Below are 13,752 nucleotides of genomic sequence, written 5' to 3' on the forward strand. Positions count from 1 at the left end.
CGTATTGATGGAATCATTTCTGCAATTAATGCCGGTCATTGCCGTGCTGGCGTTGGCCACCTTTGCTACGCGCGTGCTGCCCTTTGTGCTGTTGCACAAGGTCGCAGACCACCCACTGCTGGTGCATTTGGGGCGGTATTTGCCGCCCATGATTATGGTGCTCTTGGTGCTGTATTCTTTCAAAACGGATGTGGCTTTAAGCGCGGACTTTTTACCGCAGCTGGTGTGCTTGCTGTTGGTGGCCTTACTGCATCTGCTGTTCCGCCAAGCACTGCTGAGCATTGTCGGTGGCACCACCCTGTACATGAGCTTGGTGCATCTGGGTCTCGCCTGACTGGGCCTGGGCCTGACCGGGTCTCGCTTGACCGGGTCGCAGCTAACGCAATTGCGACCCAAGTTTGTTATCGCCTTCTATCAAAACGCATAAGAAGTCTCCTACTTAACTTTCCACAGAATAATGCTGCACGACTTGCGCCGGCTCAGTGAACAATGAAGCCACGCACTCACCACTGGCTTGTATACCTCCCGCTGACTCATTGCCCACCATTTACACAGCCAAAGCGCCACCCACCGTTCGCACCCAAGTTTTCGGCATGCTTTCTGCCTGATGTTCAACTCGCTCGTAGAACGCCGCAGTGACAGGGAGAGTTCATATGCCAGAACCACAAGAAATCGAAATGACGGATATGTCGGGCAAATCGTCGTCCAACCAGCACAGCCCAGTCCGGCGCAGCGTACAAACTGGCCATAACGGCCCGATGGATATCGAAATGACCGATATGTCGGCCAAGGGCAAACGCATGGCAGACATCCATCGCGAAATCGGCCAAGGCATGTCGCCCGTTGCTGGAGAAGCATCCGACTCGCGCACCCTAGCGCATGCCATGCTGGACGTGCGTTTTAACTACCAGGTGGACCGCTCCGTCGATCAGGCCAATATGTTTAAGCGTGCCAAGGAGTCTGGTAAGCAAAAATACAAAGAGACTGACGTCGCTCGCGAAGCGGCCAAAGCCGGCGGCAAAGCGGTGGTCAGCCATGTGGTTCCATTTGGCACCAATATTATGGCCGGCGTGGATGCCGGCTTGGCGCAGCGCGATGTGGAGAAGCTCAAAGCCGATCGCCAACAACACGCGGATGCGATGAAGCCGGTGTTCGATAACCTGATCGATAAAAAGGAATCGGACCGTAACCTCAGTGCCGTAAAAGCGTTCGATCCGACACCGCATTCGTTAATTGCCAAAACCGCCACACTGGCTAAAGGGGTAAAAGACCTGATTACTGACGATTCGCGCAAAAGCCGCATTAATGCTGCGGCCTGGGCCAAGTCGCTACAAACGCCACGGCCTAATCATTTATCGGAACAGGAACATCGCCAGCAACAACATGAGCTGGCCAGCAAACGTAATACTGACTTGGCCTACCTCGCCAAAAGTGATCCGAAAGCCAGCCGAGCTTTGATCAGCCTAGTAGACAGCGCCATTACACCGACATTTCACAGCACCAGCCAAGAGCTGGCCCACCACAATCAGGTGCTGCGTCAGCATCATGCCGAGTCAGCACGACAAGAGCACAATGGCGTCGATACCTCTCATACTTTGCGACCGAGCATGATCAAGCAACAGATTCAAAGCGAAAAAGCGCTGCGTGCTTTAAAGGTGCCCGGCGGTCGATAGCACTTGCCGGCGGCACCGCATTGGCGACACAATAATGCATGAATACAGCCCCGCTTTCTGTCCTTATCAGCTGCCCGCAACGCCGCTACCAACTGCCGGCGCTGATTCACTCGCCCAGTGAGATTAATCCAACCCTGCAACAGTGCATTCGCCGTTATCGCGCCCACGCTTTTCCTGAACAGGTACAATTGCAGCGCTGGGTGATGCAGCACCTGGCCAGCAAACAACAACAGTTGGCACGGGAACAACCGCACTGGACGGCCAATGAGTGTTTTGTCCGAGCGCGCGAGCTGCTGCAAGCGCAGGCGGCTCAACAGCAATTTCTATTTGGCATTGCCTCCCATGTCACCCTGAGCGTCGGGATCGAAAACGGCCCAGACGCCTACTTTGTTGACGTAGACAACTTCGCCGTGCCCTGCCCGCAGCTCACAGCGCTGCAGTGCCGCGATTTATGGCTGCGCATGCAGGAATTGCGCGATACCTTTGCTGGCATCCGTATTTAACGGATGGCCCGCAAGGCTTTTTCACACCATCGGGACGGTGGTTGTTTTCGATCAGGACATGATATGAATAAACTAAAAATAACGATTTCATCCCTGCTGTGCGGCGCATTACTCAGCGCCTGTGGTGGCGGCTCAAGCTCCAATAACTCCGCTGATACGACCGAGCCGCAAACACCAGAGCCCAGGCCCAGCGGCAGTTTAATTCAGCCTCAACAAATCGACGATGCTTATGTATCCCAGTACACCGACTTAGCCGTACATGCCGATGGCCACTGGTGTTTCATTGAGCGCCATGCACAACAAACCGACAGCTATCGCGCTGGCAGTGCTTGGGAGCAAGGCTGGCAAAACAGTTTGACCTGCCACAGCGGCGAGCAGCAAACCTGGCACTATCAGCCAGACGAAGGCATCGCCCTGGTGGATATCGAATTCACCGACAGCCAGCAGCTAATCCTGATTGAAGCGGTAAAAAATAACGACTCACCGCACGAGTTATTCGACAATGAATTGCGCTTCAGTCGTTATTCAATCAGCGGAGACCTGCAACACCAGCGCTGGTTTACCCACACACCCAATGAGCAAGACAAGTTGTATTACGATGTTTCCGACGGCGAGATCATTGTTAGCGAGCTCACCTTTTTAAGCGACAATAATCGCCCTCAGTTCCCCGACAGTAGCGTGGTGCAATTGATTCAAAAGAATGGCCAACTGTATCTATTACTGCACAGCTACGGTGTGCAGGTATACCAGCTAAATGCGGATTTCGATATCAACTGGTCACATCAAGTCATGCCTGCTTACACTTGGCTTTGGTTTTGGTCCGGCTCCTTGGCCAATCACAGCGAGTTCGCTGTGAATGATAATGGTGAGGTCGTGGTTGCATTTGAGTTGTTTGGCAATGACACCGCTATATACAACCAACACTTTTCTGCGCAATATCCCAACCTGGGCAACAACGGTGACATCGCATTAACCGTACTCAACCCCAGTGGAGAACTGCAACATCAGCATCTGATAGGTCAGGCCGATGTCACAGATCAACTGGTCCGAGTTTTCTGGCAAAACGATGCTCTTACCTTGGTAGGTCACGCACTGCATAATAAAGAAAATGCTGCGGGCGGCACTTTCGAATGGGATGCCTTTGCCTATCAAGTAGACCCCGTCAGTGGCACCACCATCAGTTCAAAAGTACTGCATTACGACCAAGAAGATCGAGTATTCGATGCGGCCATAAGCCCGAGCGGCCAGCTGTGGTTAGGCGGTAAAAGTGGCTACATTCAAGTCGATAGCAACAGTCAAACCAGCTATGGCCACGCGGTTATCTTGGAAGTTGGAGAGCAAGGCCAACTGACCGAGCGAGCCCAGCTAGAGCTGCCTCGTGATTCGAGCATTACGCAACTGTTCTGGTTGGAGAACCATTTGTACTATCGCTACGACTTTGATGGTTCGATCACCCATACCTGTGATAACGACAATACCTTGTGCTGGCAAAAATCCGGCATCGGTAGCTTGGCACTGTAATATGGGGTTGGAACGGCCACGCCGCGGGTATCAGGCAATGGTTGCCATGGCAATTTACATAGCGCCTTTGCATGATATCTGCGCCCTCCTTCTCCACATACGCCTCAACCATAACGGACTCAGAAGACGCGTCAGATAACAAATTATCTCGCGTAACCATAGAACTTTTGCAATAAATAGAAACCCATGAAAAACATACTGATAGCTCTGTCTCTCACCCTACTTTCCGCATGTGGATCTGACAGCTCCAGCAAGGACAGTAACAGTCCAACAACTACAGCAGAGCCTCCCGCTACAAGTACCGACCAACCTACGGAAAGCACAGATGACAACACTGACCACAACAACACAAGTGGCGACTTAGTTAGTCTCACTGACACAAATAAGTCAGATATAATCCAGCTTTCAGTCAATGATGACGGCAGCTGGTGTTATATATCCCGGACTTCAGATGACAAAGAGTCTCTGACAGACCACATCGATAGTTGGGCAGGTGGCTGGCATCAATCATTACATTGCCATGATCAACAGGAATCGTTCACTCATATCGCTGAAGATGGACAGATTTTGGTCGATGTTATCACTTCTGATAGGGATACAATATTTTTGCTCAAGGCTGTCAAAGAGGGCATCTTCGATTACAGCTTACATTTAAGCCAGCTAAACCAAGCAGGCCAAGTTGTCCAACAGCGCGCCTTGATTGACACACCAGATGCGCATGATCTTCTTTATTATTCAAGGACCCCTACCGACATTAGCGTAGAGACCTTCGCAGATCTGCACAAAGACAACAAGCCTATTATTAAAGAGGGCGAATACGCCAAATTAGAATGGAAAAACGATAACCTTTTCTTGCTTGCAAAGGTATATGGATTAACTCTGTATGAGCTAAACAAAGACCTTTCAATTGGCTCAAGCCATCAAATCATTCCTGGGTTTTCTAGCGTAGTGGACGACATGGACTTTTCTATAAGCAAACATGGAAAAGTAGCCGTCGCCTATAGCTTTGATAAAGTTTCACTTCCCATCATTAATAAGCACTTCAACGACCATCTCACTGATGACATATCAGACATGTCATCAACAATTGTTACCGTGCTGGATATGAACAGTCAATCGTCAAATCGGTTTGTTGACAGCATCCCTGACAACATAAAGAAACTTGCTGGCATTGAATGGCAGGGTGAAAAGTTGATGGTTGTCAGTAATGCACTCCGCCGAAAAGGAATAAACGGCACTGAACACCAAGACATAGATGCAATAGTCGCAACGTACAATGTTACATCTGCAATCAGAGAATCTACTGAGAGCATCAATTTAGACAAACATGATTATGTGCAAGGAACAACGCTCGATTCTGACAACAGTCTTATACTCTATGGATCTTCGGGTTACAGAAGGGAACACGACTTATTGCGCAAAGGCCATGGCATTGTTTATAGAAAAACAGACCAATCCACTGAAATTATGATAAACAAATCTATTGGTGCCTACAGTACAATCTCTGACATTCACCTCACTAACAACAAGATCTATTACATCTACCGCTATTCTCCACAAGAGTATGCAGATTGTGACTTATTCAAAGACGAATGCGGATTTCATGCTGGCATCGCGATGGAAGAGCTAAATTGATAATTTAGCTTGTATGTTGCTAGAAGCTGTTTCACAACTTCTTTAGCACGATCATCATGCAGGCGGCGTGAAAGAAGGCTCGATACATTGAGAGCTTTCTTTCCCATCGAACCACTAATCGCCGATAATTTCCAAGCCAAGCAAAAGTGCGCTCTACTTTCCAGCGACGGTCGTACCTTCTCAGCTTTCTACCATCTTGCAGCGGCGCTTTTCTCCTGTTTCGACGATGTGGACAAATGAGATCAACGCCCCGTTTCTTTAACGCCATTCGCAGAGGATCAGAGTCTGCCGCTTTATCGTAAATCAAACGCTTCACCTTGCTCTTGCCATAGGAAACATTTAACAAAGCCTCAATCAGATTGACCTCCGCCGGTGACGCTGAGCCAAGTGTCAGCCCGATTGGAATGCCTTCGCCATCGACGACTATCATCCACTTCGACCCCTTACCACGCTTGGTTTTTCCAACACCGAGGCCCCTTTTTTTGCGGGTGCAAAACTACCATCAGAAAACGATTCTTCCCAATTTAACCGCGACTGTTGATCCAGAACGCGAAGAAGCTTACGCCAGGCTTTGACCCATGCACCTTGCTCTTCCCAGTACTGAAGGCGGCGCCAGCAGGTACTCGGTGAAGGATAGCGCTCGGGTAGATCACGCCAGCGCGCACCTGAACGTAAGACCCATAAAATGCCCTCGAAACAGGCTCGATTGCTGATAGGTTTGGGACCCCCTTTGCCACGAGGCAGGCTGGGTAAACAAGGCTCAATGTGTGCCCACTGTTGGTCGGTCAGTTCTGAGGTTGAACGTTTCATGGTGGAGGAGTTGAAGCTGATAGTTTTGATTATTATATCGGACTGAAGGTTATGAAACAGCTTCTACTGACGTCGTCAACTACTTTATGATCTTGTATTCGAGCACAGCTTGGATTTTTGGCCGGAGTCGAATTGTTTGACTTCGGCCATGAAGGAGCTCGCTTGACTCAGGAGTCTTCAAGGGCCACCATCGATTTTGCGACCAAGCGCTGCTGCTCGTTCCCTTGCGATAGCCCTGTAACCACGCCAGAGAAATCTTCACTCGTTTTATTCTGCGAGTATTTCATCTGCCCCTCGATCGATTCAATCGTAACCTCAATGCCCACCACCGCTTTGCACAGCTTTTCTATAAAACCATCCGGTGCATCTTCCATCGTCCATGGTTTGGCCTGATGTTGCTGCTCGTGATGGTCTGACAGTTCTGCCAGAAACTCTAAGATCCACTTGGCTTGATGTACAAACCGAATGGTGCCACGAACATGCACCGCAGAATAATTCCAGGTGGGCACCGCTTTGCCATCACGCTGTTTGGATGGATAAAAATTAGGGCTGACGTAACAATCTGGACCAGTAAAGATCAGTAGTATTTCGTCGCCATCCTGGCAGGTCTGCCATATTTTATTGGCGCGATTGATATGACTGGCAATGGTCTGCTTGCCAGCTTCCGATCTTACTAAAAATGGTAAATGATGCGCATGAAGCTGGCCTTCTGCAGTAACCACCAAGGTTGCTAATGGATAGGCCTGTACAAACGCTAATAACGTTTCAGGGTCACTTTGGCGAAATGAAGATGGTATATGCATAGGCGCTCTCCGACTGAACAACGCCGCCAGCATACAAAGCATATAATACTTGGCACAGCCACAGTTGTATAAAAAATGTACCAGACAGTGGGCAATAATTTTTGCACCCAAAGGTGTGTGGTCGATGACTATTGCGGACAGCGTCCGACAGAGTCCACATCGACACTCATGTGCTGGTTGAGACGCTCAAGCAAAGCTTTGATCTCAGGTGTGTTGGACAACTGAAAGCCCATCATGGCACAGCCAAACAGCCGCTCACCAAACACCAGCGGTTGTTTTTGCAGCTCTGCGGTATTGTCGAGATACCAGCCCGCCACACCTTGCTCCATCACCGCCGCACGGCCGAAGCGACTGATGTTTGGGTCTAACAACGCCAACAGCATATTGCGCTCAGAAATCTTATCGATGCGCGCTGCCTGCCCTTGGTCAAACCAGGGCTGTAACTCTGGGTAGGCATACCCAAGATGCGTCACGATCTCATAATTGGCCAGCGCATCGTCCGTCTCGGACTCAGGTTTATGCTGCTGGTGATACACCAGCACATCCCGCATTGGCAGCATAAACGTGGTCCACAAATACAGCTCTGGCTGGGCAATCCAAGACGGCGACTCCATGCGACCGTCAATCAAGCCGCGCTCCAGCATGCGCTGGCTACGCAGCTCCGGCAGCAGTTGAAACTCTAACCTGATGCCCGCTCGCTCGGCAGCATCGATCAAAGGGTCGAGCAAGATCCCTTGCATACGGCCGTCCGCCTCCACCACATACGGCGGATACTGGGTATCCGGAACAGACAACACCAAGGTATCTGCCCGAGCAGGCTGACTAAGCCACATCAGGCAGACCATCATGACCAACGCGAGCTGCGCCATAACTGATTCTCTAGCGGACATCGTTTTCAGTGTAGCAGCCCGACATCAGCTTGATTCGCCCGGCCAACACCACATTAAGAACAATGCTATCAACAACAGAGAGTGAGTGACAACTCAGTAACTGACCGAGCTCTTATGATGGCTACTTCAAGCTCTGGCTCTAGCTGCAACATAAGACACATACAGCTAGACATATGCAGTTACGACATATCAGCCGCCGCCGCGACAACAGGCAGTGGGCTGCTCGATATTCTGGTTTGGGATGCAAGACAGGCGTATATTGGCGCCCATCATTCGATTGCTTGTTATGCGTGTTGCAAGGGAGTCTTTATGGCCAGTGTGGTTGCCGTTAGCAAAAGTAGCGAACATAACTTTTCCAAAGCGCCTGTTGCGTCCATTCACTTGCTTGCACAGCAAGGTGTCGAAGGTGACGCGCACTGTGGCAGTACGGTGAAACATCGGTCACGGGTGAAAGTCGACCCCAAGCAACCAAACTTACGCCAGGTTCACCTAATCCACCAAGAGTTACTCGAACAGCTGCAGCAGCAAGGGTTCAAGGTGGCGCCAGCAACATTGGGTGAAAACATCACCACAGCGGGGCTTGATCTGTTGTCTCTGCCCAAAGACACATTGTTGACCTTTCCCAGCGGGGCACAGCTGCAAATTACCGGGCTAAGAAACCCCTGCGCACAGTTGGATAACTATCAAGCCGGATTAACAGCCGCCACATTGGATCGTGATGAGCACGGCCAATTGATTCGCAAGGCCGGTATTATGGCCGTGGTCAACCGAGGCGGTGATGTACATCCTGGCGACGCCATCAGCATCGAGCTGCCTGCCGAGCCACACCAACCACTGGAGCGCGTATGACTCCCAACACCGCACTCTCCGTTCGGACCGCACAACCGCAAGACATCGAGCCGCTGTCCGTGCTGTGCACCACCGTTTGGATTGATACCTACAGTTTCGACGGCATAGAGCCCAGCCACGCGCGCTACGTGCTGACTCAGTTCTCACCCACTGCGCTGCAACAGCAGATCGAGCAAAAAACGGTGTTTGTAGCGCTGAATCAGGACAACCCGGTGGGGGTCATCATCATCCACCCGGGCAACGGCGAAATCGAAACACTGTATGTTTTGCCTCGTTATCAAAGCCAAGGCGTTGGCCGCTTATTACTGCAGCACAGCAAGCAGCAGGCCGACACGCTTTTTCTCACCTGCTGGGAAGGCAATCACAAAGCGCTGGCCTTCTATCAGCGCCAGGGGTTTATTGAGGACGGTGAGTTCTTCTTTGAGCTGGAAGGCAAAAAAATACGCAATATCAGGCTTATACTGGAGGATCACTAAACCTATGTCATATCACGGCAGCTGTTTGTGCGGCGATGTTCAGGTGACCATTGATGGGCTCATCTCAAGCATTATTCATTGCCATTGCTCGTTGTGCCGTAAGTCATCGGGCAGCGCGTATGCGACCAATGGTTTTATTAATGCGCAGGATTTCACCATCACTCAAGGTCAGGACAAGCTCGCCTATTTTGAACTGCGCCCAGGGAAAAAGCGTCACTTTTGTCGCCGCTGCGCCTCTCCGATTTACAGCTCCAACCAGCAAGATCCCGATCGTTTGCGTATTCGCCTCGGGCTGTTGGATGGCGAGATTCAAGAGCGACCCTGTGCGCACATATTTGTCACGTCCAAGGCCGGCTGGGAAGATCTCGACGCCGATATTCCGCGCTATAGCGAGCATGAACCTGGCCGCTAACGACAGCGGCTATGCTGCCGTATGGCCACCTGAATATGGACAGAAAACGCCTTGAATCCTGGTATTTTCTAGCGTGTTTTACAGCGTTGAATCGGTTAAAGAGTCGCTCCAAAGCAGAGCGACGTTTCACTGGCGAGTAGTTATTAACAGAGCACTTTGCCGATAGCGACGGGAATTTTTAGGCGGCTACTCCAGCGTCAACCAGCGCCGACCTTCGGCCAATGCCTGTTGCAATAGCGACCATTCGATCAACGACTTCTGATACTTTGCTGCCGATGTATTTAGGTGAATACCATAAGACTCCAGCCGGTACGCCATGACCGCAAACATGGTATCCACGGCACAAGGCTCGGAAAACATAAAACGACCTTTGGCGCGCGCAAAAATGCGCTCAATACGCTGCAATTCATCGCTTAATTCAGGCGAGCGTTGTGTGAGTGGCGCCACCGGTTTTACCGAAAACCCACATTGCTCACGCAATGCCATAAAGCCCGAGTGCACCTCGGCGCAAAGACTGCGGGCCAAAGCACGTTCCATGGTCGACTTAGGATATAGCGCGCCGTCGTAGCGCTCATTGAGGTATTCGATAATGGCCATTGAGTCGTGAATCGCACCATGCTCGGTTTTTAATACCGGCACCAAGCCGCTTTGCGATAAGCGCAGCAGTTTCGAGCTATAGCCGGGTGCCCCCAAATGCACCACCTCGAGCTTTACCGGCTGCTTGAGCATTTGCAGACACATCCACACCCGTAGCGACCAGGTGGATTCTGTGCCAACGATCAATGTCATTTCAGATTGGGTCATGATTGAATACTCCTTGAGTCATAACCATCATAGCCAATTGCGTAAGGAAACCATCATGAGCACATCACTTTCTTGCCTTTGCGGACAAGCCAAACTGGACGTTCAACACGACATCAAAGAGGTTGGCGTCTGCCATTGCAGCATGTGTCGTCGCTGGGGAGGCGGGCCATTCTTAGCGGTGCACGTCGGTGCGGAGGTTAAGCTGGACGGGCCGATCAGTCGCTACCAGTCATCCGACTGGGCCAACCGCGGCTTTTGTGCGCAGTGTGGCACTCACCTGTTTTATCAGCTCAATGACAGCCAGGAATACGTCATTGCCGCAGGTTTATATGACGCCAACACCGAACTGGCGATGACGTCACAAATCTACATCGACCAAAAGCCGCCCTATTACGAGTTCGCCAACGACACGCCGAAGCTGACCGAAGCCGAGTTTCTGGCGTCCATGGGCGTGACTCTGCCAGAGGCGTAACTCTGCCAGGGGCGTAGCTGTGGTTACCCTGCGGGTATGCCCGCAGGGTGCTCGATTTGCATTAACGTGCTATCAGTCCCACAGCGACTTCCACCAGTCTTGCAGCCACTGCCACCAGCGCTGCCATGGTGATTGCGCTGGGCGCTGATCTAACAGCGTGATCGTTGCAGCAATGCTGGCCTGGCCATCGGTGACAGCAAACGCCAATGTCAGCGGCAAGGAGTCCAGTTGCTCTGCGGTCAGTTGCACTTGCAACTCGCCCGTTGCCAACAAGGTGATACCCGCCTGCTGGCCGTCCAACTCATAGCTCAAGGCATCGCCGTCGGCATCGATAAAATACTGCGATAAATCGATGCTATACAGAGTGTCCGCTTGCTCCAAAGCAACATCGGCAATGTCGTCACTTTGCTGCGGTGCTTGGTTGGCAGCGGCAAAACTTAAGCCCAATACAATCGGGTCGTGATCGGACGAACGATACGCATCAGCAGCGGCGTAGTTATCAATCGAATCAAAGTCCTGGCCATTGGCTTCGGTCAGGTAATCCATCAATGGTGCTTCCACCGAGTTGATGTGCCAGGCATCCACGCTGACCACGTGATTCAGCAGTGAAGGCGATGCTAAGGCATGATCCAGGCTGCCGAGAAAACCACTAAAACTGTACGAAAATGGCTGCTGCTCACTGACCTTGTCGGTGTATTTCAGGTTGGTAAAACCGCCCTGATAAAACACCTGCATCGGGTCTTCCTGGCTGTAGGCATTGAGGTCACCCAGAATCAGCGTGGCATCGCTGTCGACGCCCGTCGGATTGGTAGCCAGGAACTGCACCAGCGCCTGTGCGGCTGTGGTACGAGTCAGATTGCAGCTGCCCACGCCGTTTTCACCTTCGTTCGGTTCACCGCACGGCGAGCCTTTCGATTTCAAATGATTGACCGACAAGGTAAAGACGGTGTCGTTGTAGCGGAACGATTGAATCAGAGAAGGACGGTTTTTATTGTCGATAAACAGCGGCGCGCCGGTGTCATCAAGCGGTGAGTTGCTGCTGTCGAGAATGACACTGGCGCCTTCTAAGCTGACCTTGGCTGGACGGTACAGCAAACCAACGGCAATGGCGTCGGTGCCAACCTGATTGCGGCCCGGATTCACATAGGTGTATTCATCACCCGCTGCTTGCACTGCGTTCAGCGCGTTGACCAAACTGGCGATGGCGCTGTCACTGCCATAGCCGTCATTTTCAATTTCCATCAAACCGACAATGTCCGCGTCCATGGCTTGCAACGCGGCTACAATTTTCGCCGTTTGCATTTCAAACGCTGCAGCAGACGGTGCACCGCGAGACGTGGGGAAACCACCGCCCTGGCCATCGCCATTGAAATAGTTCAGCACGTTCATGCCGACTACCACCAGATCCGCGTCCAGCGCAACTTGCGGCGCTGCAGTGCGCGCTGCCACTGGGTCAATCACGATGTTATTGGGAATCACAGTGTAATTGTCGCGAAACTCGTTCATCACACCGCTCACACTGGGCACTTGATAGCCAATGCGCATTGGGTTGCTGGCGGAAAAGCCAGATTCGTCCGGGAACGGAATAAATGCCGGGTAAGATTTGGCAACGCCATCATCAATCAGCAAAGCATCCAGTGGTCGCGCTGCCGCTAACGCTTGTGCAGCGGCGCTGCCAGGCAGTTCCACTTCGGTCGGCTGGAAGTGCAAACGCGACGACACCACGAACTGGCCATAATTGCCAAAGCCATAACCGGTACCGAAGAGATCGCTCACCACCAGATTTTGCTGGCTGCTCACCAACATGCCTTCAACCGCTTCCCAAGCCGTCTTGTCGCTGACCGGCAGCTGCAATGCCACCGGTGCTGGCAAGCTTTGACCACTGGCACATACCACTAGGTCTGCGACATTTTTCAGCTGCGTGCTCTGGTTAAATTCACTGACCTGCGCTTGCAGCCGTACCCGATCGCCAACACTGACCTCAGAGCGGAAGTCATACACAAAAATCCCTTCCGACGTTTGCGCATCGTTGTCGTATTCGCTCTCCAGTTGCTGCAACCAATAACCGCTGTATTGGAAAGAGTTATCGCCATTGGCCAATTGCCCACCTTGTAAGTCGGTGGTGACCACGGCCTCTACGACGACGGTTTGGCCATTCAAAGGGCTGGCGTCGTTGGCCGAGTCTTCAATGCGGCCTTGAATGCTGCTGATCAGCTGGTAGTCGCTGTGACTGACATCGCCACAGGCACCAATGCCTGGGTCTGGGTCGATGCCATCACACTGATTGGCCGCTCCTGGGGTGGGCGCCTGCTGGCGATAACCGTCAGTGTTGCGGGCAATGCCATCACCACAGCGCTGGTTCGAGTGCGCGTCTTTGTCGCCGCCAGCGGCCTCATTCACTTGCGGCTGTCCAGCATTTAACAGTGCCAGCAACGCCGTGGCATCACTGTCGTTGGTGTCGTACACCAACGCATCAACCACGCCATTGACATCCACCGGTGTATTACTGGGAAAATCGCTGGCTGGGCGTGCGTACAGCGCCGCCGCATCGGCGCCGTTTTGAATCAAATTGGTGTTTGTACCGATGTCCAGCATGCAGTTCGCCACGGCGGCGGTGTCACCACAGACGACAAAAAAGCCATCTGCGTTGGTGCTGTAACCGCTTAAATCAACGCTGTTGTAACTTTTGCTGCCGCTACCGTTGTACAGCACCAGGCTGTAACCATCGAGTGGTTGGTTGCCCAAACCGCCATCGTACAGTTCAATAAATTCTGCGCTGTCAGTGCCTGCTTGATCCGCATCCAGCTCATTAATAATAAATTGCGCTTGTGCACTGCTGGCCATGAATAGCGCCAGACTCAGTGTTGTCCGTTTCATCCCCGTCCCCTGAAAAAAAATCACGTG

Annotated in this window: 14 protein-coding genes and 1 pseudogene; 9 read left to right on the forward strand and 6 right to left on the reverse strand. The window is 51.9% G+C overall.

The features are described 5' to 3' along the window. Positions 1–7 precede the first annotated feature (7 nt). From CHH28_RS02225 to CHH28_RS02245, 5 genes are all read left to right on the forward strand, one after another. A complete protein-coding gene (locus tag CHH28_RS02225) occupies positions 8–334 on the forward strand; it encodes a branched-chain amino acid transporter permease (RefSeq protein WP_094058779.1) in 327 nt (108 codons plus the stop codon). Positions 335–653: 319 nt separating this feature from the next. Next, positions 654–1,673 carry a hypothetical protein gene (locus CHH28_RS02230; RefSeq protein ID WP_094058780.1) on the forward strand — a complete coding sequence of 340 codons (1,020 nt, stop codon included), beginning with the start codon at positions 654–656 and terminating at the stop codon, positions 1,671–1,673. A 38-nt stretch (positions 1,674–1,711) separates the two neighbouring features. Continuing rightward, the gene (locus CHH28_RS02235; RefSeq protein ID WP_094058781.1) at positions 1,712–2,176 is read left to right on the forward strand and encodes a hypothetical protein; all 465 of its coding nucleotides are present in this window, start codon (positions 1,712–1,714) and stop codon (positions 2,174–2,176) included. A 63-nt stretch (positions 2,177–2,239) separates the two neighbouring features. After that, positions 2,240–3,697, forward strand: coding sequence for a hypothetical protein (locus CHH28_RS02240; RefSeq protein ID WP_094058782.1), 1,458 nt, complete (start codon positions 2,240–2,242; stop codon positions 3,695–3,697). A gap of 186 nt (positions 3,698–3,883) precedes the next feature. Beyond that, positions 3,884–5,332 (forward strand): hypothetical protein, encoded by a 1,449-nt coding sequence (locus CHH28_RS02245; RefSeq protein ID WP_094058783.1) that lies wholly within the window; start codon positions 3,884–3,886, stop codon positions 5,330–5,332. Positions 5,333–5,363: 31 nt separating this feature from the next. Here the strand turns inward: CHH28_RS02245 and CHH28_RS02250 are convergent. The 4 genes and pseudogenes from CHH28_RS02250 to CHH28_RS02265 all read right to left on the reverse strand — a co-directional run. Then, a pseudogene (locus tag CHH28_RS02250) lies at positions 5,364–5,792 on the reverse strand (IS5 family transposase); the annotation flags it as partial. Beyond that, positions 5,759–6,142 carry a transposase gene (locus CHH28_RS20470; RefSeq protein WP_094058567.1) on the reverse strand — a complete coding sequence of 128 codons (384 nt, stop codon included), beginning with the start codon at positions 6,140–6,142 and terminating at the stop codon, positions 5,759–5,761. The gene CHH28_RS20470 and the pseudogene CHH28_RS02250, both read right to left, overlap by 34 nt. A gap of 167 nt (positions 6,143–6,309) precedes the next feature. Then, positions 6,310–7,056, reverse strand: coding sequence for an FMN-binding negative transcriptional regulator (locus tag CHH28_RS02260; protein WP_094058784.1), 747 nt, complete (start codon positions 7,054–7,056; stop codon positions 6,310–6,312). Between the two features lie 17 nt (positions 7,057–7,073). Next, a complete protein-coding gene (locus tag CHH28_RS02265) occupies positions 7,074–7,814 on the reverse strand; it encodes a hypothetical protein (protein ID WP_094058785.1) in 741 nt (246 codons plus the stop codon). 330 nt (positions 7,815–8,144) lie between these two features. On the opposite strand from CHH28_RS02265, the gene CHH28_RS02270 reads away from it, so the two are divergent. Genes CHH28_RS02270 through CHH28_RS02280 form a run of 3 tightly spaced genes read left to right on the forward strand, consistent with a single transcriptional unit; the run spans position 8,145 to position 9,572 of the window. Beyond that, positions 8,145–8,684: an MOSC domain-containing protein gene (locus CHH28_RS02270; protein ID WP_094058786.1), complete on the forward strand. Its 540-nt coding sequence runs from the start codon at positions 8,145–8,147 to the stop codon at positions 8,682–8,684. After that, positions 8,681–9,160, forward strand: coding sequence for a GNAT family N-acetyltransferase (locus tag CHH28_RS02275; protein WP_094058787.1), 480 nt, complete (start codon positions 8,681–8,683; stop codon positions 9,158–9,160). The genes CHH28_RS02270 and CHH28_RS02275 overlap by 4 nt, the downstream gene beginning before the upstream one ends. A 4-nt stretch (positions 9,161–9,164) precedes the next feature. Then, the gene (locus tag CHH28_RS02280) at positions 9,165–9,572 is read left to right on the forward strand and encodes a GFA family protein (protein ID WP_094058788.1); all 408 of its coding nucleotides are present in this window, start codon (positions 9,165–9,167) and stop codon (positions 9,570–9,572) included. Positions 9,573–9,758: 186 nt separating this feature from the next. Here the strand turns inward: CHH28_RS02280 and CHH28_RS02285 are convergent, their stop codons facing one another. Next, positions 9,759–10,376: a glutathione S-transferase N-terminal domain-containing protein gene (locus tag CHH28_RS02285; RefSeq protein WP_233243715.1), complete on the reverse strand. Its 618-nt coding sequence runs from the start codon at positions 10,374–10,376 to the stop codon at positions 9,759–9,761. A gap of 55 nt (positions 10,377–10,431) precedes the next feature. Between CHH28_RS02285 and CHH28_RS02290 the strand changes: the two genes are divergently transcribed. Further along, complete coding sequence (locus CHH28_RS02290; RefSeq protein WP_094061955.1) at positions 10,432–10,848, forward strand: GFA family protein; 417 nt, start codon at positions 10,432–10,434, stop codon at positions 10,846–10,848. A gap of 72 nt (positions 10,849–10,920) precedes the next feature. Here CHH28_RS02290 and CHH28_RS02295 read toward each other — a convergent pair whose 3' ends face one another. Beyond that, the gene (locus tag CHH28_RS02295; RefSeq protein WP_157729733.1) at positions 10,921–13,725 is read right to left on the reverse strand and encodes an ExeM/NucH family extracellular endonuclease; all 2,805 of its coding nucleotides are present in this window, start codon (positions 13,723–13,725) and stop codon (positions 10,921–10,923) included. Positions 13,726–13,752 lie beyond the last annotated feature (27 nt).

Source organism: Bacterioplanes sanyensis, assembly GCF_002237535.1.
GTDB classification, from domain to species: Bacteria; Pseudomonadota; Gammaproteobacteria; order Pseudomonadales; family Oceanobacteraceae; genus Bacterioplanes; species Bacterioplanes sanyensis_A.

Excerpts from the sequence above, each read along its gene's own strand:
- CHH28_RS02225 (WP_094058779.1), top strand. The coding sequence starts at position 8 with ATGGAATCATTTCTGCAATTAATGCCGGTCATTGCCGTGCTGGCGTTG.
- CHH28_RS02275 (WP_094058787.1), top strand. The coding sequence starts at position 8,681 with ATGACTCCCAACACCGCACTCTCCGTTCGGACCGCACAACCGCAAGAC.
- CHH28_RS02240 (WP_094058782.1), top strand. The coding sequence starts at position 2,240 with ATGAATAAACTAAAAATAACGATTTCATCCCTGCTGTGCGGCGCATTA.
- CHH28_RS02265 (WP_094058785.1), bottom strand. The coding sequence starts at position 7,814 with ATGGCGCAGCTCGCGTTGGTCATGATGGTCTGCCTGATGTGGCTTAGT.
- CHH28_RS02290 (WP_094061955.1), top strand. The coding sequence starts at position 10,432 with ATGAGCACATCACTTTCTTGCCTTTGCGGACAAGCCAAACTGGACGTT.
- CHH28_RS02285 (WP_233243715.1), bottom strand. The coding sequence starts at position 10,376 with ATGACCCAATCTGAAATGACATTGATCGTTGGCACAGAATCCACCTGG.
- CHH28_RS02235 (WP_094058781.1), top strand. The coding sequence starts at position 1,712 with ATGAATACAGCCCCGCTTTCTGTCCTTATCAGCTGCCCGCAACGCCGC.
- CHH28_RS02295 (WP_157729733.1), bottom strand. The coding sequence starts at position 13,725 with ATGAAACGGACAACACTGAGTCTGGCGCTATTCATGGCCAGCAGTGCA.
- CHH28_RS02245 (WP_094058783.1), top strand. The coding sequence starts at position 3,884 with ATGAAAAACATACTGATAGCTCTGTCTCTCACCCTACTTTCCGCATGT.
- CHH28_RS02280 (WP_094058788.1), top strand. The coding sequence starts at position 9,165 with ATGTCATATCACGGCAGCTGTTTGTGCGGCGATGTTCAGGTGACCATT.
- CHH28_RS02270 (WP_094058786.1), top strand. The coding sequence starts at position 8,145 with ATGGCCAGTGTGGTTGCCGTTAGCAAAAGTAGCGAACATAACTTTTCC.
- CHH28_RS02230 (WP_094058780.1), top strand. The coding sequence starts at position 654 with ATGCCAGAACCACAAGAAATCGAAATGACGGATATGTCGGGCAAATCG.
- CHH28_RS20470 (WP_094058567.1), bottom strand. The coding sequence starts at position 6,142 with ATGAAACGTTCAACCTCAGAACTGACCGACCAACAGTGGGCACACATT.